The organism is Nocardioides luti (genome assembly GCF_014212315.1).
GTDB classification, from domain to species: domain Bacteria; phylum Actinomycetota; class Actinomycetes; order Propionibacteriales; family Nocardioidaceae; genus Nocardioides; species Nocardioides luti.
This window is the reverse complement of record NZ_JACKXE010000001.1, coordinates 2,739,863-2,761,096: the sequence shown is the minus strand read 5'-3', so window position 1 is coordinate 2,761,096 and position 21,234 is coordinate 2,739,863. Positions and strand designations below refer to the sequence as shown.

General features: G+C 73.9%; 20 protein-coding genes. 5 read left to right on the top strand and 15 right to left on the bottom strand.

What is annotated here, in order from left to right:
* Positions 1–8: 8 nt before the first annotated feature.
* Genes H5V45_RS13090 through H5V45_RS13080 form a run of 3 tightly spaced genes read right to left on the bottom strand, consistent with a single transcriptional unit; the run spans position 9 to position 2,918 of the window.
* Positions 9–1,028 carry a 1-aminocyclopropane-1-carboxylate deaminase gene (locus tag H5V45_RS13090; protein WP_185253336.1) on the bottom strand — a complete coding sequence of 340 codons (1,020 nt, stop codon included), beginning with the start codon at positions 1,026–1,028 and terminating at the stop codon, positions 9–11.
* Entirely contained in the window at positions 1,025–1,711 is a 687-nt protein-coding gene (locus tag H5V45_RS13085) for a GntR family transcriptional regulator (protein ID WP_185253335.1), read from the bottom strand. The genes H5V45_RS13090 and H5V45_RS13085 overlap by 4 nt, the downstream gene beginning before the upstream one ends.
* Before the next feature lie 52 nt (positions 1,712–1,763).
* The gene (locus tag H5V45_RS13080) at positions 1,764–2,918 is read right to left on the bottom strand and encodes a glycerophosphodiester phosphodiesterase (protein ID WP_185253334.1); all 1,155 of its coding nucleotides are present in this window, start codon (positions 2,916–2,918) and stop codon (positions 1,764–1,766) included.
* A gap of 263 nt (positions 2,919–3,181) precedes the next feature.
* On the opposite strand from H5V45_RS13080, the gene H5V45_RS13075 reads away from it, so the two are divergent.
* The gene (locus H5V45_RS13075) at positions 3,182–3,742 is read left to right on the top strand and encodes a cupin domain-containing protein (RefSeq protein WP_185253333.1); all 561 of its coding nucleotides are present in this window, start codon (positions 3,182–3,184) and stop codon (positions 3,740–3,742) included.
* Here H5V45_RS13075 and H5V45_RS13070 read toward each other — a convergent pair.
* From H5V45_RS13070 to H5V45_RS13045, 6 genes are all read right to left on the bottom strand, one after another.
* On the bottom strand, positions 3,739–5,346 hold the full coding sequence (locus tag H5V45_RS13070; protein WP_185253332.1) for a phospholipase D-like domain-containing protein: 1,608 nt from the start codon (positions 5,344–5,346) through the stop codon (positions 3,739–3,741). The two genes, H5V45_RS13075 and H5V45_RS13070, sit on opposite strands and share 4 nt — an antisense overlap.
* A gap of 73 nt (positions 5,347–5,419) precedes the next feature.
* Positions 5,420–6,067 carry a CG0192-related protein gene (locus H5V45_RS21910; RefSeq protein ID WP_185253331.1) on the bottom strand — a complete coding sequence of 216 codons (648 nt, stop codon included), beginning with the start codon at positions 6,065–6,067 and terminating at the stop codon, positions 5,420–5,422.
* A gap of 136 nt (positions 6,068–6,203) precedes the next feature.
* Entirely contained in the window at positions 6,204–6,953 is a 750-nt protein-coding gene (locus tag H5V45_RS13060) for an ABC transporter permease (protein WP_343061548.1), read from the bottom strand.
* A gap of 35 nt (positions 6,954–6,988) precedes the next feature.
* Positions 6,989–7,699, bottom strand: coding sequence for a VC0807 family protein (locus H5V45_RS13055; protein ID WP_185253330.1), 711 nt, complete (start codon positions 7,697–7,699; stop codon positions 6,989–6,991).
* Positions 7,700–7,871: 172 nt separating this feature from the next.
* Positions 7,872–8,156 (bottom strand): DUF2218 domain-containing protein, encoded by a 285-nt coding sequence (locus H5V45_RS13050; RefSeq protein WP_185253329.1) that lies wholly within the window; start codon positions 8,154–8,156, stop codon positions 7,872–7,874.
* 157 nt (positions 8,157–8,313) lie between these two features.
* On the bottom strand, positions 8,314–10,752 hold the full coding sequence (locus H5V45_RS13045) for a glycoside hydrolase family 3 C-terminal domain-containing protein (protein WP_185253328.1): 2,439 nt from the start codon (positions 10,750–10,752) through the stop codon (positions 8,314–8,316).
* Between the two features lie 40 nt (positions 10,753–10,792).
* On the opposite strand from H5V45_RS13045, the gene H5V45_RS13040 reads away from it, so the two are divergent.
* Entirely contained in the window at positions 10,793–11,398 is a 606-nt protein-coding gene (locus H5V45_RS13040) for a hypothetical protein (protein WP_185253327.1), read from the top strand.
* A gap of 192 nt (positions 11,399–11,590) precedes the next feature.
* Here the strand turns inward: H5V45_RS13040 and H5V45_RS22685 are convergent, their stop codons facing one another.
* Positions 11,591–12,256: a DapH/DapD/GlmU-related protein gene (locus H5V45_RS22685; protein WP_185253326.1), complete on the bottom strand. Its 666-nt coding sequence runs from the start codon at positions 12,254–12,256 to the stop codon at positions 11,591–11,593.
* A gap of 244 nt (positions 12,257–12,500) precedes the next feature.
* A complete protein-coding gene (locus H5V45_RS13030; RefSeq protein WP_185253325.1) occupies positions 12,501–15,266 on the bottom strand; it encodes a response regulator in 2,766 nt (921 codons plus the stop codon).
* 81 nt (positions 15,267–15,347) lie between these two features.
* Between H5V45_RS13030 and H5V45_RS13025 the strand changes: the two genes are divergently transcribed.
* Together H5V45_RS13025 and H5V45_RS13020 are read left to right on the top strand one after the other, a co-directional pair.
* A complete protein-coding gene (locus tag H5V45_RS13025) occupies positions 15,348–15,776 on the top strand; it encodes a helix-turn-helix domain-containing protein (RefSeq protein ID WP_221634002.1) in 429 nt (142 codons plus the stop codon).
* Between the two features lie 53 nt (positions 15,777–15,829).
* Complete coding sequence (locus H5V45_RS13020; RefSeq protein ID WP_185253323.1) at positions 15,830–16,252, top strand: VOC family protein; 423 nt, start codon at positions 15,830–15,832, stop codon at positions 16,250–16,252.
* A gap of 36 nt (positions 16,253–16,288) precedes the next feature.
* On the opposite strand, the gene H5V45_RS13015 is transcribed toward H5V45_RS13020, so the two are convergent.
* The 3 genes from H5V45_RS13015 to H5V45_RS13005 all read right to left on the bottom strand — a co-directional run bounded on the left by H5V45_RS13015 (position 16,289) and on the right by H5V45_RS13005 (position 19,152).
* Entirely contained in the window at positions 16,289–17,161 is an 873-nt protein-coding gene (locus H5V45_RS13015; RefSeq protein WP_185253322.1) for an esterase/lipase family protein, read from the bottom strand.
* A gap of 111 nt (positions 17,162–17,272) precedes the next feature.
* Positions 17,273–17,998: an SDR family NAD(P)-dependent oxidoreductase gene (locus H5V45_RS13010; RefSeq protein ID WP_185253321.1), complete on the bottom strand. Its 726-nt coding sequence runs from the start codon at positions 17,996–17,998 to the stop codon at positions 17,273–17,275.
* A complete protein-coding gene (locus H5V45_RS13005) occupies positions 17,995–19,152 on the bottom strand; it encodes an alpha/beta fold hydrolase (protein ID WP_185253320.1) in 1,158 nt (385 codons plus the stop codon). Before H5V45_RS13005 ends, H5V45_RS13010 begins: the two co-directional genes overlap by 4 nt.
* Before the next feature lie 263 nt (positions 19,153–19,415).
* Between H5V45_RS13005 and H5V45_RS13000 the strand changes: the two genes are divergently transcribed.
* Positions 19,416–20,066 carry a pyridoxamine 5'-phosphate oxidase family protein gene (locus H5V45_RS13000; RefSeq protein WP_185253319.1) on the top strand — a complete coding sequence of 217 codons (651 nt, stop codon included), beginning with the start codon at positions 19,416–19,418 and terminating at the stop codon, positions 20,064–20,066.
* A 51-nt stretch (positions 20,067–20,117) separates the two neighbouring features.
* On the opposite strand, the gene H5V45_RS12995 is transcribed toward H5V45_RS13000, so the two are convergent.
* The gene (locus H5V45_RS12995) at positions 20,118–21,191 is read right to left on the bottom strand and encodes a hypothetical protein (protein WP_185253318.1); all 1,074 of its coding nucleotides are present in this window, start codon (positions 21,189–21,191) and stop codon (positions 20,118–20,120) included.
* Positions 21,192–21,234 lie beyond the last annotated feature (43 nt).

The following is a 21,234-nucleotide window of genomic DNA, read 5'->3' as shown; positions in this document are numbered from 1 at the left end:
GAGCCTTCTCAGCGGAAGAGGGCGCTGTACGCGTTGATCGCGGGCTGCCCGCCCAGGTGGGCGTAGAGCACCGTGGAGTCGGGCGCGATGGTCCCGTCCTGGACCAGGTCGATCAGCCCGGCCATCGACTTCCCCTCGTAGACCGGGTCGATGATCATCCCCTCGAGCCGGCCGCTCAGCCGGATCGCGTCCATCGTGGACTCGACCGGGATGCCGTAGAGGTCCCCCGCCCAGCCCTCCAGCACGGTGATCTCGTCGTCGCGCAGGGCGCGCTCGAGGCCGATCAGCTCCGCCGTACGCCGGGCGATCCGCTCGACCTGCGCGCGGGTCTCGTCGATCTTCGCGCTGGCGTCGATGCCGATCACCCGGCGCGGCCGGCCGCCGGCGTCCTCGAGCGCGGCGAAGCCCGCGATCATGCCGGCGTGCGTCGAGCCGGTCACCGAGCAGACGACGATCGTGTCGAAGAAGACGCCGAGCTCGCGCTCCTGCTGCTCGACCTCGCGCGCCCAGCCCGCGAAGCCGAGGCCACCGAGGCGGTGGTCCGACGCGCCGGCCGGGATGGCGTACGGCGTCCCGCCCCGTGCCTCGACGTCCTCGAGCGCCTGCTTCCAGGAGTCCTTGAAGCCGATACCGAAGCCGGCGGGGTCGAGCCGCACCTCGGCGCCCATGATCCGGCTCAGCATGATGTTGCCGACCCGGTCGTTGACGGAGTCCGGCCAGTCGACCCAGTTCTCCTGGACGAGCACGCACTGCATGCCGATCCTCGCCGCGACCGCAGCCACCTGCCGGGTGTGGTTCGACTGGTAGCCGCCGATACTCACCAGGGTGTCGGCGCCCGAGGCGATCGCGTCGGGGACGAGGTACTCCAGCTTGCGGGTCTTGTTGCCGCCGTACGCCAGCCCCGAGCTCACGTCCTCGCGCTTGGCCCAGACCGCAGCGCCGCCGAGGTGCCGGCTCAGACGCTCGAGCGGGTGCACCGGGCTGGGGCCGAACGTCAGCGGGTAGCGCGGGAAGTCGTCGAGGCTCATGCGGGGTCTCCGGGGGTCGGGGTGGCGGGGTCCGCCGGGTCGGCGGGGTCGAGCGAGTGCCAGGTGGCGAACGCGACGCCGGCCGCCGCATCGGCGTCACCGGTCTCGCAGAAGGCGATCAGCCGGTCGTGCAGGGCGATCGAGCCCCGCCCGGTCAGCGTCGAGAAGCGCAGCCGCTCCGCACGGCGCAGGACGGGGGTGAACTGGTCGAGCACGATCTCGACGGCACGGTTGCCGGCGACCCGGACGGGTACGCCGTGGAGCTCGTCGTCCGCGGCCAGGGCCGCCTCGGCGTCGCCGGCCCGCAGGGCGTCGCGGAAGCGGCGGTTCGCGGCCTTCATGGCCCGGACGTCGGCCGCGGTCAGCCGCGCCACCGCCTCGCGGACCGCGACCTCGTGCATCGCGGCGACCACGTCGCGGGCGTCGCGGACCGCGCGCAGGTCGAGCCCGGTCACCACGGTCGACCGGCCGGGACTGGCCGCGACGAGCCCGGCCTCGCCGAGCCGCAGCAGGGCCTCGCGGACCGGCGTACGGCTCACGCCGAGCCAGGTCGCCAGCTCGATGTCGCGCAGCTGCTCCCCCGGCGCCAGCGTGCCGTCGACGATCGCGTCGCGGAGCCGGCGGAACACGTCGTCGCGCAGCAGCGAGCGGTCGAGCGCGGGCGCGTCCTGCGGGATGGGCATGCAATATATTGCATTCCCATCCCGCCAGACGTCAAGCAGGCGACAAGCGCGCTCAGCCCAGCCAGTCGTCCCGGGCGTCCACGGCCGAGTCGGCGTAGTCCGCGAAGAGCGCGTCCACCCCGGCGTCGAGGAAGGCCGTGACCTCGGCGTGGATGTCGCCCTTGGCGTTCGGGTCGGTGCCGCGGCGGAAGTTCGTCGCCATGAACTGGTTCTCGTCGCGCAGCGTGAACACCACGACCCGCAGCCCGGCGCGGTGCGCGTCGGCGACCACGGGGCTCGGCGCTCCCGTGGCACCGGTCGCGGGGTCGCGCGGGAGCACCTGGTCCTTGTTGGGCCCGAGCCAGTCGGCGTACGCCGCGATCCTCGCGAGGCCGGCCGGCTTCACCATGTCGGCGTAGGTCACCGGGCGGCCGGCGGCGGTCGAGTCGTACGGCCCGCCCGTCGCGTCGGTCAGCTGCTCGAGCGGGAGGTCGGTCATCCGGTTCAGCTGCTGGAGGTTCGACACCTCGAAGGACTGGATCAGCACCGCCGAGCGCTTCCGGTCGAGGTGGAACTGCCGCAGCGTGCGGAGCATCGGCTCCTCGGGCGAGAGCCCGATCGAGTCGAAGTACGTCGGGTGCTTGGTCTCCGGCGCGACTCCGATGGTGCGTCCGGTGCGCCGCTCCTCGTCCTGCACGAGCTGGAGGACCTCGGCGAAGGTCGGGACCTCGAAGCGCCCGTCGTACCGCGTGTTGCCCGGCCGCACCTGCGGCAGCCGCTCCTTGGCCCGCAGCGTCTTCAGCTCGGCGAGCGTGAAGTCCTCGGTGAACCAGCCGGTGATCGGCTTGCCGTCGATCGTCTTGGTGGTCCGCCGGTCCGCGAACTCCGGGTGGTCGGCGACGTCGGTGGTGCCGGTGATGTCGTTCTCGTGGCGCGCGACGAGCACGCCGTCCTTGGTCGGGACGAGGTCGGGCTCGATGTAGTCGGCGCCGAGCTGGATGGCCAGGCGGTACGACGCGAGCGTGTGCTCGGGCCGGTAGCCCGGGGCGCCGCGGTGGCCGAAGACCAGCGGCCGGTCGACCTGCTGGAGCGGCGCATCGGCCTGGTGGGGGCGGGCGGCGTCCGCGCTCGTCGCCGTGGTGGCGACGAGCAGGGTGGAGCCGGCGAGGGTCGCGGCGAGCGTGGCCGCGACGAGGCGGGCATGACGGGTGATCGTCCGAGAGGTCATGCCGCGAGCCAAGCGACGGCGTACGACGCCACGGCATGCGCCGGGTGAACCGTCGGGGAGGCCTGCGCGAACTCGCCGCCCGGGCCGACCCGCCCCCACCCGCCCCCACCCGCGCCGTGTGCCTGAGCACGCGCCGGGGCGCGTCCTCAGGCACACGAGGCGATCGGGTCCCCGCGGACGACCACCCCGTGCATGGCAGGCATCCCGGCCACCGATGCCCCCGCCCCTTGTCCGCACGCGCGGACGCGCGCGAGGCTCGGGCCATGAGCACCGAGCGCACGTCCGTTCCCCGCCGCGTCGTCACCGGCCACTCGCCCGAGGGCGTCTCGGTCGTCGTCTCCGACGGGCCGGTGCCGGTCAGCCGGCAGATCCCGCAGGACGGCGTGGCCTTCCACGAGATCTGGAACACCAGCGGCGCCCCGGCCCCGCTCTCGGCCGTCGAGGAGGTCGACCCGACCGAGCGCGAGCTGGCGGTGCCGCCGCCCCCGCTGGGGACGAAGATCCGGGTCAACGAGTTCGCGCCCGGCCACCTGAACGAGGCGGGCCTGCAGTCGCCCGTGCACCGGACCGCGTCGGTGGACTACGGGATCGTGCTCGAGGGCGAGATCACGCTCGTCCTCGACGACTCCGAGGTCACCCTGCGCGCCGGCGACGTCGTCGTCCAGCGCGGCACCGACCACGCGTGGGCCAACCGCGGCGACACCGTGGCCAAGGTCGTCTTCGTGCTCGTCGACGCCGCCTTCACGCCCGAGCTGCTGGCGACCCTGCCGGCGAGCGCGGCCGCGGGCGACCTGCACGTCCGGCCCGACGGGCTCGAGTCCTAGAAGGCGTCCTTGCGGCGCAGCGAGCGCGGTCGGCCGTCGGGGTCGTGGAGCGTGAGGTACATCGGCAGCGACAGGAACCGCGCGACCGGCCCGGGGTCCGGGATCGCCAGCTGCCGGAGCCGCCCGGCCGGACGTGACCCCTCGCGCCCGCCGGCGTGCCAGGCGTCCAGCCGCGCCGCGCAGTCGGCGTACGCCTCGAACATGCCGTGCGGGTCGACGCAGTCGGCCATCACGTCGAGCAGCGTCTCCGGCGTGACCGCGCGGTCGAGGTGCTCGGCGGCCAGCGTGAGCCGGTGCCGCAGCGCGTAGTTCGGCACCTCCTGGCTGCGGTCGATGACGACCGCGGACAGCTCGGAGTCGTGGGTCCACGAGCGCCGGTTGAAGTTGTCGGAGCCGATCGTGGTCCACGCGTCGTCGATGACGCAGGTCTTGGCGTGCACGTAGACCGGCGTGCCGGCGTGGTTCTCGAGCCCGTAGATCCCGACCCGGCCGGGCGCGGCGTCCGCCATCTCCCGCATCGCGCGGGCGCGGCCGACCAGCTGGGGCGTGCGCGAGAAGGCGCCCTCGACGTCGGGGTGGAGGGGTACGACGGCGACGACCCGGAGGTCGGCGTGCTGGCGCAGCGAGTCGGTGAAGACCTTGCCGACGTGCTTGCCCCAGAGGTACTGGTCCTCGACGTAGATGATCCGGCGCGCCTTCTCCAGCGCCTTCGTGTAGCCGCGCGCCACGCTGCGCTCGCCGCCGTTGGCGAACGGGTAGTCGCGGTTGAGCCGCAGGTCGGGGTAGGTGCGCAGCAGCTGGACGGCGTGCGTGCCGCCCTCGACGGGCGGGGGCGGGGGCTGCTGCTCGGGCATCGGGTCGGGGTCGAGGTCGATCCCGGTCAGCTTGTCCTTGGCCCAGCGCAGCGGGCTCCGGCTCAGCGGCGTCGGGTCCTCCCAGCGCTCGCGGAACACCGTCTCCACGTCGTACACCGCGGGGCCGGTGATCGCGGCCTGCATGTCGTGCCAGGGCGGGGTGGGGCCGTACTCGCTCGCGAGCTCCATCGCCTGCGGGTCGCCGCCGTGGTCGGCGTCGTCGCGGCGGGAGTGGCACAGGTCGATGCCGCCGACGTAGGCGATGTCCCGCTCGGGCTCGCCGAGGTGGCGGATCATCACCATCTTCTGGTGGTGCGAGCCGCCGCTGCGCACGCGCATGTCGAGCAGCGCCTCGGCGCCGCGGGCCTGGAGCCGCTCGCCGAGGTGCCGGTTCTGCTCCGAGGTGAAGCCCATCGCGGCCGAGTGGGAGCGCCACACGAGGCCGCGGACGTCGACGCCGCGCTCGTCCGCGCGGGCCAGCACCTCGCCGACCTCGCTGTCGGGATCGTCGGTGAGCCGCTCGTCGAAGTCGCCCTGCCAGTCGGTGAAGAAGACGAGGTCGCCCTTGCGCGTCGCCTGGAGGCGCTCGTAGAGCTCGGCGAAGTACGTCGCCCCGTGGACCAGCGGACGGACCAGGTTGCCCTCGGACCAGGCGGTGTCGCCCGGGAGGTGGTCGTCGAGGCGGGTGCTGGGGTTGCCGCGTTCGTCCTTGCTGAGCAGCCAGGCTGCGGGGTCATGCGCGTCGGTCACCTGCACACCCTGCACCACGCGGCCGTGCGCGGCGACGGCGCGCGCGGCATCACCGTGCCCGGACCGGTGCCGGTCAGGTGGTGGGCAGGTGGCGAACGGCGGCGAGGGTGACCGGCTCCTGGCCGTCCCACCGGCCGGTGAGGGTCCCGTCGACGGGCCCACCGGCGGTGAGGTCGGTGCCGAGGACGCGGGCGACGAGGACCTCCCGCGCATCCACTCGGATGGTCGTGACGCCGCCGTCGTCGTGGGGCTCGACGGCGTCCGCGGCCGGGCTCGATGCGTCGCTCGGCTCGTCGGACCCGCTCCCCCGGACCGTCATGCTGGGCTCGCGGACCTCGCGCCGCCCGTCCTCCTCGAAGTACTGCTCGGCCTCCGACCCGCCCGTCAGCACCGCGGTCGCCAGCGCGGCCATGCCGACCGGGTCGCCGCACGCGTCGTACACCCAGCGCGCCCCGAGAACCGAGTGCTCCATCGTCCCCGCGAGGTGCGCGTCCGCGCCCTCGAGCGGCGCGCCGCGGTAGGTCAGCGGCACGTGCAGCAGCGTCCCGTCCGGCGTCCGCAGCACGGCCGCCTCGATGCCGACCTCGCCGGCCGGGTCGTCGAAGCGGTACGACGCCACGACCGTGACGTCCGGGTCCGGGCACCAGTCCCGCGTCGCCAGCCAGGCGGCCATCAGGTCGCGCTTGGAGGGGGTGAGGGTCGCGTGGTGGAGGAGGGCCATGCCGTGAGCCTAGGTCGGGGCCGAGTCGGCGCATCTGCAGACGCCCAGGGCCTCGAGTCGGCGCATCTGCAGACGGCCGATCTGCAGACGCGCCGACTCGGCACCTCCCGTGCCTGCAGACGCGCCGACTCGCCGGTCAGGCGTCGGCGGACACGACGTACGGCGTCCGGCCGGCGAGCCGGGTCACGACGACGCCCGTGATGGTCATGGTCAGCGCGATGCCGGCGAGCACGACCAGCTGGAACTGGGCCGCGGTGGCGGGGCTGGCCCCGCCGAAGAGCGCGCCGACGAACGCCCCGGGCAGCGTGACGAGGCCGGTCGACTTGGTCTGGTCGAGGTTGGGCAGGAGGGACTCGCGGACCGCCTCGCGGCCGATCTCCTCGTGCGCCCGGCTCGGGGTCGCACCCAGCGACAGCCAGGCCTCGACCTCGTCCTTGCGGGCGCGGGAGCCGCGCAGGAAGTTGCGGCCGGCGAGCGTCGCCGCGGACATGGAGTTGCCGATGATGATGCCGCCGACGGCGACGACGTACCGCACCTGGAAGTCCACCAGGTGCAGGACGAAGATCACCACGATCGTGGTGAGCGCGCCGGTGAGCACGCCCGCGACGGCGGTGCGGCGGCCGCGGTGGAGCTCCTTGAGACGCCCCATCGCGGTCCACGACGCGGTGCTCAGCATCAGCACCACGAAGGCGACCACGGTCCACGGCACCGCGAGGATCCCGCGCAGCACCAGCGCGATCACCGTCAGCTGGACGACCGCGCGGACGATCGCCCACAGCGGGAACCAGCCCAGCCCGATCCGGGCCCACCGGCCGACGGCCAGGGTGAGCCCGGTCAACGCGGACAGCCCGAGGCCGAACCACACGTAGTGCAGGTCGACGCTCACCCGGGCATCATGCCCTGCGGGGGCCGCGACCCTCGCTACAGCGCCGCCGGGGCGTGCCCGAGCAGGCCCTCCTGGCGGGCGACGTACGCCGCCAGCGCGATCGTCGCGGCGGCCGCGACCATGTTGATGGTGAGCGCGGAGATGCTCTTCACCAGGATGAAGGTCGACATCGACGTCGACTGCAGCAGCCAGAGCGTCATCGTGGCCTTCGCGAGCCCGAGCAGCGCCCACAGCACGGTCAGGTTGCGGAACAGCCGCTGGATGCGCGGCCGCAGCGCGAGCTCGTGGTCCATCGGGTAGAAGTCGCCGGCCAGCCGGGCCACCATCGGCCGCGCGCTCACCAGCGAGAGCAGGAAGAGCGTCGAGACGACGCCGTCGGTGATGACCGGCTGGAGGAAGTACAGCCAGGTGCTGTCGGTCAGCATCGCGATCCCGGTCCGCACGGTCAGCAGCAGCGCGGTCAGGAGCAGCAGGCCCGACGTGCGCCGACCGGTCAGCGCGCGCCAGCCGATCGCGCCGTACGACCACGCCAGCGCGACCACGATCGCCGTCCACACGCCGGCCACCGCGAACACGCCGTAGAACAGCGCGGCCGGGATGACGCAGGCGATCAGCAGGCTCAGGCCCACGCGTCGTACGACGGTCGCGAGCCGCGGCCGGTGCGGCGCGACCGGCTCGATGGCCGGTGCGGGGGTGGCGGGCTGGAAGGCGGACAGGGTGGCGGGTGGCGCGGTGCGCAGGGGCATGGAGTCCAGAGGGCCGCCGGACCGGCGGCGTGGGAGTCGTTCACCCCGAAACGGCGTCGGTGGTCCCGACGTCGGTGGATCCCGCGGTCCCCCGACTGTAGGGAAGGTTTCTCAAGACGCGGGGCGCGTGGGGCACCCGGGGCGCGTGGGCCCGGACGGGCCCAGATACGGCTCAGACGTGCCAGACGACGTCGAGCTCGTCGCGCTGGCCGAACCGCTCGAGGTGCTCCTTGACGACCTGCGCGAACCGGGCGGCGTCGTCGCCCTCGGGCACGGTCACCTGGACCTCGAGCGAGCCGTCGTGCGGGCGCAGCACGAGCACCTGGCCGGTGTCCCAGCGCTGGACGGTTGCGCCGTCCTCCTCGCTCACCGGGCCGCGCTTGCTCCAGTGGCTGACGAGCTGCTTGGCGTAGCGCTCGGGTCGGTCGGTGGCCATCGTGCCGCTGACGGTCGTCATGTGGGTCTCCCTCGTGGTCTGCTCCCGAACCTACCCGCCACGGCGAGCCCGGAGGCCCCGCGGATGGGTGGCATCAGCGATCGCCGGGGCCGCCGTCCCGCGTGACGTCATCCGGACGGAGCAACCCCCGACACCCTCCGTATGACGTCCGGCGGCGTCAGCGCAGCAGCACCGCCCGGGCCGCGGCGGGCAGCGGGTCGACGAGCGAGCCACGGCGGCCCAGGCGCAGGTCCGCGGAGCCGCAGCCGGCACCTCGGCCGATGACGGCGTGCGACGGCAGCGCCCGCGAGGAGCGGCCGGCGGCCAGCCGGTAGCAGCCGGGCAGCACCTTCCAGCCTGCGTGGGCACCCGTGCCGGCCCAGGTCGCGAAGGAGCGGTTGTTCAGCGGGAAGGTGATCCGGGCGGCCTGGTCCCGGCGCAGCCGCACCGACGTGAAGCCGGCGAGCTGGCGGGGCGCCTGCTCCAGCGCCGCCGTCGACGGCTTGGAGAGGTAGAGCTGCGGCACGGCGACGCCGGCCCGGCGACCGACGTTGCGCACGGTCATCGTGGCGGTGGCGACCCGGTTGGCGCCGCGGGCGGCGTGCACGTGCAGGGCGCCGTACCGGAACTTCGTGTACGACTTCCCGGCGCCGAACGCCCAGGCGGGGGTGAAGTGCTGCGCGTCGTACCACTTGTAGCCCGCGAGGATCCCCTCGCTGTACTCCACGGTCTCCGCGACGCCGGGGTAGCGGCGCGGGTCGCCCGCGGTCTGCGGCTGGTCGGCGGTGCGCGGGAAGGTCACCGGCAGGCGCCCGCCCGGGTCGGTGTCGCCGAAGAGCATCCGGGCGATGGCGGTGCCGCCCTCCTGACCGGGGTACCACGCCTCGACGACCGCGGCGACGTCCTTGCGCCACGGCGTGAGGACGGGGCCGCCGGTCTCCAGCACGACCACGGTCTTCTTCTGCACGGCGGCGACGGCGCTGATCAGACCGTCCTGGTCGGTGCCGTTCAGCGGGCAGGACTCCTGCGCGCAGGACGAGCCCTGCAGCACCAGGACCGCCTCGCTGTTGGCGGTGTCGCTCGGGCAGTTGAGGCCGAGGCAGTCCTTGTCCTGGCCCTCGGTCTGCACGTCGCCGACGACGAGCACCGCGACGTCGGCGGCCTTCGCGAGCGCGGCCGCGGCGGCCTGGTCGCTGCCGTCGGCGTAGGTGACCTTCACGCGCTTGCCGGCGCGGGTCCGGATGCCCTCGAGCGCGGTGACGACGCGGCGGGCAGTCACGGTGCCGGAGCCGCCGCCGGTGATGAAGCGGTCGGCGTACGGCCCGATCACGGCGATCTTCCGCACGCCCTTCTTCAGCGGCAGGACGCCCTGGTTCTTCAGCAGGGTGATCGCGCGGGACTCCGTGCGCCGAGCGGTCCGCTGGTGCGCGCGCACGGCGATCTGGCCGTCGTCGTTCACGTAGCCGCGACGGTCGAACACGCCGTAGGCGAAGAGGGTCCGCAGGATCCGCAGCACGTGGCCGTCGAGGGTCGCGCGGGTGACCTGGCCGCTGGCGAGGGCCGCCTGGATCAGCTCGGGGCGGTACGACTGGTCGGCCTGGCCCTGGTTCGGGATGAAGTCGAGACCGTTGTTGAGGTTGCCGACGGTGTCCTTGGAGGCGCCGTAGTCGGCGAGCACGATCCCCTTGAAGCCCCACTGCTTCTCGAGAATCTCCTGCAGGGTGTGGTGGTTCTCGCAGGCGTAGTCGCCGTTGATCCGGTTGTAGGCGCACATGATCGTGCCGACGTGCGCCTGCTTCACGGCCGCCTCGAACTGCGGCAGGTAGACCTCGCGCAGCGTCCGCTCGGTCGCCTGCACGTCGACGACCTGGCGGCCGCCGTTGCCGGAGCTGAGCGGGGGCACGCCGTTCTGCCCCTCCTGGTTGTTGGCCAGGTAGTGCTTGACGTTCGCGATCACGCCGGTGCTCTGCGCCCCGCGGATCCAGCCGATCGCGGTGCGCCCGGTGAGGAAGGTGTCCTCGCCGTACGCCTCGTAGGTCCGCCCGCCCTGCGGGGTCCGCATCAGGTTCACCGTCGGCGCGAAGACGACGTCGTTGCCCTTGGCCTTCGCCTCGTCCGCGATCTCGCGGCCGTGGGTGCGGGCCAGCCGCGCGTCCCACGTCGCCGCGAGCGCCATCGGGATCGGCATCGCGGTCGCCTCGCCCTGGCGCGGCCCGACCGGGCCGTCGCTGAAGTAGACCGGGCGCAGGCCCAGGCGGGGCAGGGCGTACGTCGCACCCGTGTGCGGCGCGGCGCCGAAGCTGTCGCCGCCGACGAGGGTGATCTCCTCGTCGACCGTCATCGCCCGCAGGAACTTCTGCGCCCGCTGGTCCGGTGACAGCGACCGGTCGCACCACGGGTGCGCGGTCTGCGTCGGGCAGGGCTTCGGAGCGCCCTGCGCGGCTGCGGCTGCGGTCGAGGCTGCGCGCGGCGCCGGCGCGGCCGCCGTCGCCCCGCCGGTGAGCGTGGTGACGGCGAGCGTCGAGGTCGCGAGGGCGGTCCCGACGAGCAGGGAGGTGAGTCGGCGGCGGGTGCGGCGTACGGCGTGGGTGGTCACGGAGGCTGTAACGACCGTCACCGACCGCACGTTATGTGCCGGTCGGGTCACACGGGGCGGCATGCTGGGCGGCATGTACCCCCGGGCGCTCGCGACGACCGCGCTGTCGTACGTCGTGCTGCACCACCTGGGGCTGCTGCCGGGCGGCCTCGGCGACGGCCCGCGCGGCACCCGGTGGGCCGACTGGCTGGACCTGCTCGTCCCGTGGCTGGTGCTGGCGCCGGCGGCGTGGACGCTCGCGGTGGCCCGGGTCGGGCCGCGGACCTGGGCGCTCTTCGGAGTCGGCGTGGTCGCCTACGCCTCCGGCCACGGCATCCACCTCGCGGCCAACTCCGTGGGCAATGCCGCGCCCGGACCGACCGCCCACCTGTGGGACGAGGTCGTGGGTCACTACGTCTGGTTCGCCGGGGTCGCCCTGGTTGCCGCGGCCCTGGCCACGACGATGACCGTCCGGCCGCGGCCGCACCCGGTCGGGTACGCCCTCGCCCTCGGCGTCGGCCTGACCTGGGCGAGCAACGCCGTCGGCGGCGGGACGGTCGCCTTCAGCCTGCTGCTCGCCGTGGTCGCCGCCGTCGTCGGGTGGCGACGTCGTGGGTCGCTGGGTGAGGTGCTGCTCGTCGCCGGGTCGTCGGCCGTCGTCGTGCTGGTCGTCGGACTGCTGGTCTGAGGGCACCGCCCGGCGGGGCCGTCGGGTGGTTTCGAGACAGGCGCTGCGCGCCTTCCTCAACCACCGGGATCGGCGGGTCCGTCGTGGTGGTTTCGAGACAGGCGCTGCGCGCCTTCCTCAACCACCGGGCCGGGAGCGCCTTCCTCAACCACCGGGGTCGCCGTCGCGCCTTCCTCAACCACCGGAGGCCGCTCAGCCGCCGAAGTCGCCGGAGGTGACCGGCCGGACGTCGCCGTCGGCGCCGACCCAGCCGACGCCCGGCTCGAGGCGGCGGATGACGCGGGCGGGGTTGCCCGCGACGACGGCGTGGTCGGGGACGGTGCCGCGGACGACCGCGCCGGCGGCCACGACGACGTTCCGACCGATCTGCGCGCCGGGGAGGATCACCGCGGCGTGGCCGATCCAGGTGCCGGAGCCGATCGAGACGGGCTGGTGGGGGCCGAACTGCTGGCCGACGGGGCGGGTGGGGTCGGTGTACCCGTGGCTGGTGTCGGTGATGAAGACGCCCTGGCCGCAGAAGACCGCGTCGCCGAGCACGATCGAGGCGTGCGCGGTGATGCTCGTGCGGGCGCCGAGGATGCAGCCGTCGCCGAGCACCAGGCCCCGGGCGACGAGGCCGGGGTCGTTCTCGCCGTACCCCACCGACAGCGTCGCCTGCCGCCCCACGAGCACGCGCTCGCCGAGGTGGATGGAGGCGACGTTGAGGAGGGTGGCAGGCGGGAACGCGATGCAGCTGTCGGTGCCGAAGCTGCCGAAGCGCTCGGCGGCCGCCGTCCCGGGGACGATCTCACCCGCGCGGTCGACCCAGCGGTGGACCGTGTGGACGAGGGAGTTGAGGACGCGACCGGCGGGGTTCACCGGGGCGGGGTCAGGGGACCGCGGGCTCGGACCGCGGCACCACGCAGCTCGCGGTCACCGGCGCACCCTCGCAGCACGGCCGGATGTGGCCGCAGCGGTCGCAGCGCGAGTGCGAAGTCTCCCAGCGCATCTGGGCGCCGCAGTTGTCACAGGCCATGTCGTCCACGGACGGGATCCTGCCACGCACGACCGACGCCCGGTGGGCGCCACACGGCGTACGTCGCGGGCCGACGACCAACGAGGATCACGACGCGTCGAACGCCGCCCCCGCCTCGTCGACGTCGGCCCGGATCGCTCGCAGGTGCGCGGTGAGCACCTCGGCGTCGGCGCCCGCGAGCGCGGCCGCCTCGAGGTCGGCGGCGGCGCGCGAGAGCCGCATCGCGCCGAGCGAGGCGCTGGCGGCCTTCATGCTGTGGCCGACCAGGGCGGCGGTCTCGGCGTCCCCGGCCGCGGCGGCCTCCGCGAGGCGGACGACCTGCGCCTCGCAGTCGCGGCGCCAGGCGTCGACGAGGGTCCGCTCGAAGGCACGGGCGCCGTCGCCGAGGTACGACGTGAGCAGCTCGAGCGCGCTGCGGTCGAGGACCGGCGGCGCCGGATCCGCGGCGGCCTCCGCCTCGACCTCCTCGGCGACCTCGGTGACGGTCTCCGCGACCGGGCGGACCGGGTGGACCCGGCGCAGGGCGTCGGCCAGCTCGTCGGCCCGGACCGGTTTGGCGAGGTGGTCGTCCATGCCGGCGGCCAGGCTGGCCTCGACGTCCTCGAAGAGCGCCCCGGCGGTCATCGCGACGATCCGCGGCTGGCGGTCCTGGGGCACCTCGGCCCGGATCCGGCGGGTCGCCTCGTGGCCGTCCATCTCCGGCATCTGCACGTCCATCAGCACCAGGTCGTACGGCGCCACGCGGACCGCCTCGAGGGCCTCCAGCCCGTTGCTGACGACGACGGGTCGCTGGCCGAGCCGCTCCAGCATCAGGCCGGCGACCTTCTGGTTGACGGTGTTGTCCTCGGCGAGCAGGATCCGCAGCTGCCCGATCGGCTCCAGCTCGGGCGCCACGGTCTCGTCCTGCTCGCGGGCGCCCAGCGCCCGGGCGACGGTGGCGCGGAGCGCGGCGGCCTTGACCGGCTTGGTCAGGTGCACCAGGTCGAGCTCCTCGACGCCGGTGATCCGCTCGCCGAGCGAGGTCAGCAGCACGAGCGGGACGCGCGACCAGCCCGGCAGCGCCCGCAGGCCCCGCGCCAGCTCGACGCCGTCCAGGTCCGGCATGTGCATGTCGAGCACGCCCACGTCGAAGACCCGGCCCGATGCCCGGAGCTCCGCCAGGGCCTCCCCCGGGTGCTCGTGGTCCACGACGTCCATGCCCCAGGCCTCGAGCTGGCGTCGCAGGATCGTGCGGTTCGTGGCGTTGTCGTCGACGACCAGGGCCGAGCGGCCGGGCAGCTCGGCGGGCGCGACCCGGACGCGGTCCTCGACCTCGTGCACGCGCGGTAGGGCCGCGACCAGCGTGAAGGTCGACCCCTGCCCGACCTCGCTCTCGACGGTGAGGTCGCCGCCCATCGCCTCGGCGAGGCGCAGGCTGATCGCGAGGCCGAGCCCCGTGCCGCCGTACACGCGGGTCGTGCTGCTGTCGACCTGGCTGAACGACCGGAACAGCCGGTTCATCCGGTCGGCCGGGATGCCGACGCCGGTGTCGCGGACGGCGAACGCCAGCGTCGGGCGCTCGGCGTCGGTGGCGTCCACGACCCGCACGGTCACGACGACCTCGCCGGCGGATGTGAACTTCACGGCGTTGCTGAGCAGGTTGACCAGCACCTGGCGCAGCCGCGTGAAGTCGCCCTCGACGACGGGCGGGACGTCCGCGTCGATCTCGACCGCGAGGTCGAGGCCGTGGGCGGCGGCCTGCGCGGCGACCAGGTCGAGGGAGCCCTCGACGCAGTCGCGCAGCACGAACGGGTAGCGCTCCAGCTCCAGCTGGCCGGACTCGATCTTCGAGTAGTCCAGCACGTCGTTGATGATCGTCAGCAGCGCGTCGCCCGAGGTGCGGACGGTCTCGGCGAACGACCGCTGCTCGTGGGTCAGGTCGCTGTCCAGCAGCAGGCCGGTCATGCCGACGACGGCGTTCATCGGCGTCCGGATCTCGTGCGACATCGTCGACAGGAAGGCCGACTTGGCGGCGTTGGCGGCCTCGGCGTCGGTGCGGGCCTGGATCAGGTCGGCCTCGCGGCGCTCGGTGCGCTCCCGCTCGAGGACCAGCGCGTCGGCCATCTCGTCGAGGCCGGTGCCGATGTCGCGGATCTCCTGCGGCCCCTTGCCGTGGCTGCGCGCCCCGAGGTCGCCGTCGCGGATCAGGCCGATCGTGCCGAGCAGCGACTCGACGGGCTCGACGATCGAGTCCCGCAGGCGACGACGCTGACGCCGTACGACGAGGATCGTGCCGATGAGCAGGCAGAGCTCGACGATCAGCGCGATGACGAAGACGTCCGACTGGCGCTGCTCGAGGTCGGCGCGTCGCGCGTCCGCCGCGGTCTCGAGCTCGTCGTGGCTGGTCCGGTAGGCGTCGAAGAGCGCCTTGCCGTCCGCGATGAACTGCTCCTTGCCGGGTCCGGCGGGCATCGCCGCGATGGCGTCCCCGTCGCGCAGGGCCCGGGTCACCCACTGCTCGTCCCAGGCGTCGATCCGCTCCTGCTCGCGGTCGACCAGCGTGAGCACGGACGAGACACCGGCGCTCTCCTCGCGGACGACGGCGAGGTTCTGCTCGACGGCCTGCCTGCCCTCGCGGTAGGGCTGCAGGAACGTCTCGTCGCCGGTGATGAGGTAGGCCCGGAGCCCGGTCTCCTGGTCGAGCATGGCCAGGTGCGCCAGCCGCACCGCGCGGGCGGCGTCGGTGGCGTGCCGCACGTCGCGGTCGAGGGAGAACGCGACGTAGCCGAGGGTCGCGGTGTTGACGAAGGCGACGAGGCTCACGACGAGCAGCCCGGTCAGGGTCACCCGAGCGACCTGACGTGCGAGGTTCACCCGCCGATGCTCCCACGTCGCGGTGGCGGCCGGGGGCCCGGACACCCGTACGACGTCGGCAGCGTCTGCCACGATGGCGCCGTGGCCTCGCACCCGACCGCTCGGCACCTCGTGCGCGCCCGGGACCTCGCGGACGCCCGCTTCGCCGAGCCCCTGACCGTCGCCGACCTGGCCCGCGCGGCGGGGCTGTCGCCGGCGCACTTCAGCCGGGAGTTCCGCCGGGCGTTCGGGCTGAGCCCGCACGTCTACCTCCTGACCCGCCGGCTGGAGCGCGCCGCGTCCATGCTGCGGCGCACCGACCGCACCGTCGCCGACATCTGCGTGGCGGTCGGGCTGAGCAGCGTGGGGTCGTTCACGACGACGTTCACGCGGGTCTACGGCCAGTCGCCGACGGCGTACCGCGCGGCCGCGCCCCCGGCCTCGGCGTACGCCGTCGTCCCGGCCTGCGTGACGCGCTTCCACGGCCGCCCGCAGAACCGCACGTTTCGAGAAGACGGCGCACCCGCATGATCCCTAGCGTCGTCCCCGACCGCACCACCCGATGCACGACGGAGGAGACGACGATGTTCAGGATCGCGACCACGCAGGTCTGGGTGCACGACCAGGACGAGGCGCTGGAGTTCTACACGACCAAGCTCGGCATGGAGGTCCGCGAGGACGTCACGATGGCGGAGATGGGGAACTTCCGCTGGCTGACCGTCGGTCCGGTCGGGCAGGACGACCTCGCGATCGTGCTGATGGCGATCCCCGAGCCGCCGATGTTCGAGGCGGCGATGGTCGACCAGATCAAGGACCTGCTCGCCAAGGGCGGCACCAGCACGCTGTTCCTGGTCACGGACGACTGCCAGGCGGCGTACGAGGACCTCGTGGCGCGGGGCGTGGAGTTCCAGGAGACGCCGGAGGTGCGGCCCTACGGCATCGACGCCGGCTTCCGCGACCCGTCCGGCAACAACTTCCGGCTGACGCAGGTCACCGCGATCGCCTGAGGCTCTCGGCCGGACGGCCGGACGCCCGCCCGGCCGTCAGGACGCCCGGAGCGTCGCGGTGATGAGGTCGACGACCTCGGCGTCGTCGAGCAGGCGGCCGTGCAAGTCCGGCCAGGTGTTGTTGGCCGCGCCGTCGAGAAACGGCGACTCGCTGGGGACCTGGTCGTCGAAGCCGTGGCTGCCGTGGCGGTACCACCGGAAGACCCACGGGTCACCGCCGATCGCGGTGTAGACCTCACCGGCGGGCTCGGCGTACCCCAGCCCGTCGAGCAGCGCCGAGCCCGGCGCCATGTCCCGGCCGAGGGTGCGGAACGGCCCGTTGCCGCGGGTCTCCCAGTCGATGACGTCGCTGCCGTGGTTGGGCGTGGCCACCATGACGAGGTCGTCGACGCGGTCGGCCCAGCCGGCCTCCTCGACGAGGTACCGCGCCGTCAGCCCGCCCATCGAGTGCGCGACCACGTCGACCTGCTGGGTGTCGGGGTCGAGGCCGGCGCGGGTGAGGGCGGCGCGCACCTGCGGGGCGACGTACGACGTGGCGAGGTCGGCCACGCCGGTGCCGGCCGTGATCGCGTCGCGGGGGAAGACGAGCGGCTGGGTGCCCGCGGCGCCCGGGTCGAAGTCGAGCACGGTGACGCCCTCGTCGCCCAGGGCGGCGGTCAGGTCCGCGAAGCCGGTGCCGTCGCTGCCCAGCCCCGAGATCTCGACGACCGGGAACGTGCCGCGGCCCACGCCCGCTGCCCCGACCGGCGTGCGGACCTGGGTGTCCAGCAGGTTCAGGACCAGCGCGGCGACTCCGGCAACGGCGACCGTGACCAGGACGCGCCGCCGCCAGCCTCGCCGCAGCCACCGGCTGCGCGCCCGACCGGCGGCGTGGCCGCGGTCGGTGGCGGGCGCGGGTGCGGTGTCCATGGAGGAGCAACGCCCGGGCGGGCCGGGACGTTCCGCGGAGGTCGCCGGGGCGTCATACGGACGGTGGAGACGCCTGCTCCGGCCGTATGACGTCCCGCGTGACGCCCTCCGTCATCCCGGCAGCACCGCGGACCAGCCACCGTCGATGACCAGGTTGGCGCCGGTGACGTACGACGCCTCGTCGGACGCGAGGAACCGCGCACAGCGGGCGACCTCGTCCGGCTGGCCGACGCGGCCGAGCGGGATGGACCGGGCGATCGAGCGCATCGGGTGGTCGTCGGCCAGCAGGTCACCCCGGGTGGCGGGCGTCTCGATCATGCCGGGGCTGACGCAGTTCACCCGGATGCCGTGCGCCGCCCCTTCGGCCGCGAGCTGCTTGGTGAGCGCGACCACCCCGCCCTTGGTGACCGTGTGCGCGACGCGTGCGTTGGTGGTCGAGCCGGTGAGGCCCGCGGTCGAGCCGACCAGCACGACCGCGCCGTGACCGGAGGCCCTCAGGTGCGGCCAGGCGTGCTTGACGGGGAAGAACACGACGTCGAGCTCGTGGCGCAGGTTGAAGTCCCAGTCCTCCGCGGTGATCGACTCGAGCGGGCCGAAGCGGGTGGCGCCGGCGTTGGCGTAGAGGATGTCGACGCGGCCGTGCTCCGCCGCGGCCGCGTCCACCCACCGGCGTACGGCGTCCTCGTCGGTCAGGTCGACCGGCTCCGAGCCGTCGGTCGGCGCGACGTCGCACCCGACCACCGTCGCGCCGGCCTCCTCGAACAGCGCGGCCGCGGCCAGCCCCTGACCACCGGCGGTCCCGGTGATCAGCGCGACCCGGCCGGCCAGCGAGCTCATCCGAGCTCGGTCAGCGTGTCCTCGACCCAGTCCGCGGTGAAGGCGCCGACGGCCGGGAGGTGGTCGAGGCCGATGTGCTCGGTCGCACCCTCCTCCGGCGTGAAGACGCGCAGCTCGCGCTTCGGGCTGTTGACGGCCTGGTCGTAGGACTGGTGGGCGTACTTCACGTTGATCTGGCGGTCGTTCGCGCCGTGCGTGATGAGGAAGGGGACGGTGATCTGGTCGACGACGCCGTTGAGGTGGATGCCCTCGGCGTACGCGATGAACTCCTGCAGGTCGGTGTGGCCCCACACCCACAGCACGTGCTCCCAGTAGTGCGGGACCGGGTTCTCGCCCTCGCGGTCGAGCCGGGCCTTCTGCACCTCGCCCCAGTTGTGGTTGGCGCCCCACGCGACGGCGAAGGCGAGCCGCTTCTCGAACGCCGCGGCGCGCGGCACGTAGTAGCCACCGAGCGACCAGCCGACCAGGCCGATCCGGTCGTGGCGCACGTCGTCACGCGTCTCGAGGTAGTCCACGCAGGCCCGCGCCCAGTCCTCGGTCTCGATCCGCGCGGTCAGGCCCTGCAGCCGCAGCGCCTCGCCGGAGCCGGGGCAGTCGACCTGCAGCACGGAGATCCCGCGCGCGGCCATCTCGGCCGGCCACGCGGAGGTGTACATGTGCTCCTTGGTGGAGTCCAGGCCGTTCCACATGATCACGGTCGGCGCGGGGCTGCCGTCCGCGCGCTCCGCCTTGGTGAAGTACGCCGGCAGCGTGGCGCCCTCGAATGGCACCTCGACCCGCGTGGTGGCCGGGTCGACGAGCGCGAAGGTCTTCTCCATCAGCTCGAGGAGCAGGGTGTAGGTCGGGATCCGGTCTGGCGAGGAGTTCGACAGCATCCGCTCGGCCTGGCAGAGGTACGCCGCCGCGCGGAGGTACTTCTGCCCGGCGGTGCGCAGGTGCCCCGCCTTCTCGGCCTCGGCCGCCTCCTCGGCGACCTGGTCCGACACCCGGCGCCAGGACGCCATGAACTCCTGGGTGCCCACGTCGGAGCCCTGCTGCGCCAGGTCGCGGATCGGCCGGCAGGCCCGGTCGACCTCGTCGATCGCGCCCCCCGAGTTGAGGGTCGCCGCGACGCTGAAGCTCCAGATGTAGTTGCCGGGGAAGTACTCGAACACGGGGCGTCCTCGCAGGGTCGGGTGTGGGTGCTGGCACCGACTGTGCCGGTGGTCACTCCACCGCGGAAGCACGCGCTCGTGATGCCGGGCATCGGCCCACGCGATGCCGGGGCGTCCGGTGGTCGAGGGCCGGTGGTTGAGGAGGTCGCGCAGCGCCGGCCCGCCCGGTGGTTGAGGAGGTCGCGCAGCGCCGGCCCACCCGGTGGTTGAGGAGGTCGCGCAGCGACCGTCTCGAAACCACCCCCGTGGGCTTCAATGACCCCATGCCCCCCGAGCCCACGCCGCGGACCGCCGTACGCCGCCTCCCCGAGAAGCAGGTCGACGACCTCGCGACCCTGCACGCGATCCTCGACGAGGCCCTGCACGCGTCGGTCGGGATCGAGGTGGACGGCCAGCCGTACGTCCTGCCGATGGCCTGCGCCCGCGACGGGGACCACCTGCTGCTGCACGGCTCCACGGGGTCGCGGCTGATGCGCGCCCTCGCCGGCGGGGCCGCCGTCTGCGTCAGCGTGACCCACCTGGACGGGCTGGTGTACGCGCGGTCGGCCTTCGAGTCGAGCATGCAGTACCGCTCCGCCACGGTCCTCGGCGTCGCGACCCAGGTGCCGCCCGCCGACAAGGTGCGCGCGTTGGAGGTGCTGACCGAGCACCTGCTGCCCGGCCGCTGGGCCGAGCTCCGCGCCCCGCTGGCGAAGGAGGTCGCCGCCACGATGGTGCTGCGGGTCCCGCTCGCGGAGTGGTCGGTCAAGGTCAGCGACGGCTTCTCCGAGGACCCGCCCGCGGACCTCGAGCAGCCGGTGTGGGCCGGGGTCGTCCCGCTCCGGCTGGTCGCCGGCACCCCCGTCGACGCCCCCGACCTCGGCCCGGACCGCCCGGTCCCCGCCCACGTGCGCGACCGGGACCGCGACCGCTGACGCTGTGACGCACGAAGCACCCGACACGCCGACGGCCAGGTGCTTCGCGCGTCATGGCGTGACGCCGCCCGCGGCCGTGTCCGCCGCCAGGTCCGCAGCGATCGCCTGACGCAGGTCCTGCCGGTCGAGGCGTGCGTCCAGGGACTCGCGCGCCGGCCCCAGCCGCCAGCGCCGTGGCAGCCCCGCCGACCCGGCCCGCGCCGCGCGACGGGCCGCCTCCTCCATGCGCGCCACCACGAGCGCCGCGTCGTGGAGGTCGGCACCGACCACCTCGACGTACTCCAGACCCGCCCGGCGGAACCCGTCCTCCCGACCCACGTCGCGGCGGTGACGTACGCCGTCGCGGTGGTCGGCCCCGTCGTACTCCCCGACCACGGCACGGTCCACGTCCAACAGGTCCGGGGTGCCGAGCTCGACCCCTGTCAGGGACAGCAGGGTCCGGTTGCAGAGGGGCGGGGGCCACCCGGCGTCCAGCACCCAGATCAGCCGCAGGCGCGTCTCCTGCGGCGAACGGCTGTGCTCGTCGCCGTGGTCCAGGGCCCAGCGGACCTGGGCCACGCCTCGCCAGCCGCCGCGCCGGGCGACGTACGCCCGCATCCGGGCGATCGACGTCAGCCCGGCCGCGCACGCCATGTCCAGCGCCACGACGGCGTCGCGCTGGTCGCGCCCGCGTCGCATCTCGTCGAAGAGCGCCCGCTCGACCGAGACGCACCGGACCCCGTGCCGCAGCACCACGTCGTCACCCGCGAGCGGCTCCCGCGACACCGCGATCGCCGGGTGCGCACGGAACCGGTCCCCCACGGCGAGCAGCGGCACCGGCAGGCAGGTGCGCCCGTCACGGTCGAGCCCGTCGAAGAACCCGCCACCGTGCAGCCGCAGCGCCGCCCAGCCCGTCACGGCACCGGCGCCAGGCTCGGCGCCCAGGCGCATCGACTGCTCGAGGATCCGCTGCTCGACCTGCGCGTCGCTGACGTCGACGGGCACGTAGAGCCCCGTCGTCGTACGCCGCCAGCCCGCGCCGCGTGCCTGCCCGCGCGTCGGCCCGACGCTCCCGGCCGGGTCGAGCGGCACGGGCCGCACCAGCCCGGTCACCGGCGCGGCGACCGGGTCCCAGTTCCTGTCCATGGCCGGGTCCTACCCGGCGCAGATGTTCCCCTCACTCGCGCCC

What these genes read in the sequence shown, in the direction of transcription:
- H5V45_RS13090 (WP_185253336.1), bottom strand. Translation starts at nt 1,028, where the DNA reads ATGAGCCTCGACGACTTCCCGCGCTACCCGCTGACGTTCGGCCCCAGC.
- H5V45_RS13085 (WP_185253335.1), bottom strand. Translation starts at nt 1,711, where the DNA reads ATGCCCATCCCGCAGGACGCGCCCGCGCTCGACCGCTCGCTGCTGCGC.
- H5V45_RS13080 (WP_185253334.1), bottom strand. Translation starts at nt 2,918, where the DNA reads ATGACCTCTCGGACGATCACCCGTCATGCCCGCCTCGTCGCGGCCACG.
- H5V45_RS13075 (WP_185253333.1), top strand. Translation starts at nt 3,182, where the DNA reads ATGAGCACCGAGCGCACGTCCGTTCCCCGCCGCGTCGTCACCGGCCAC.
- H5V45_RS21910 (WP_185253331.1), bottom strand. Translation starts at nt 6,067, where the DNA reads ATGGCCCTCCTCCACCACGCGACCCTCACCCCCTCCAAGCGCGACCTG.
- H5V45_RS13055 (WP_185253330.1), bottom strand. Translation starts at nt 7,699, where the DNA reads ATGCCCCTGCGCACCGCGCCACCCGCCACCCTGTCCGCCTTCCAGCCC.
- H5V45_RS13050 (WP_185253329.1), bottom strand. Translation starts at nt 8,156, where the DNA reads ATGACGACCGTCAGCGGCACGATGGCCACCGACCGACCCGAGCGCTAC.
- H5V45_RS13040 (WP_185253327.1), top strand. Translation starts at nt 10,793, where the DNA reads ATGCTGGGCGGCATGTACCCCCGGGCGCTCGCGACGACCGCGCTGTCG.
- H5V45_RS13020 (WP_185253323.1), top strand. Translation starts at nt 15,830, where the DNA reads ATGTTCAGGATCGCGACCACGCAGGTCTGGGTGCACGACCAGGACGAG.
- H5V45_RS13015 (WP_185253322.1), bottom strand. Translation starts at nt 17,161, where the DNA reads ATGGACACCGCACCCGCGCCCGCCACCGACCGCGGCCACGCCGCCGGT.
- H5V45_RS13010 (WP_185253321.1), bottom strand. Translation starts at nt 17,998, where the DNA reads ATGAGCTCGCTGGCCGGCCGGGTCGCGCTGATCACCGGGACCGCCGGT.
- H5V45_RS13000 (WP_185253319.1), top strand. Translation starts at nt 19,416, where the DNA reads ATGCCCCCCGAGCCCACGCCGCGGACCGCCGTACGCCGCCTCCCCGAG.
- H5V45_RS12995 (WP_185253318.1), bottom strand. Translation starts at nt 21,191, where the DNA reads ATGGACAGGAACTGGGACCCGGTCGCCGCGCCGGTGACCGGGCTGGTG.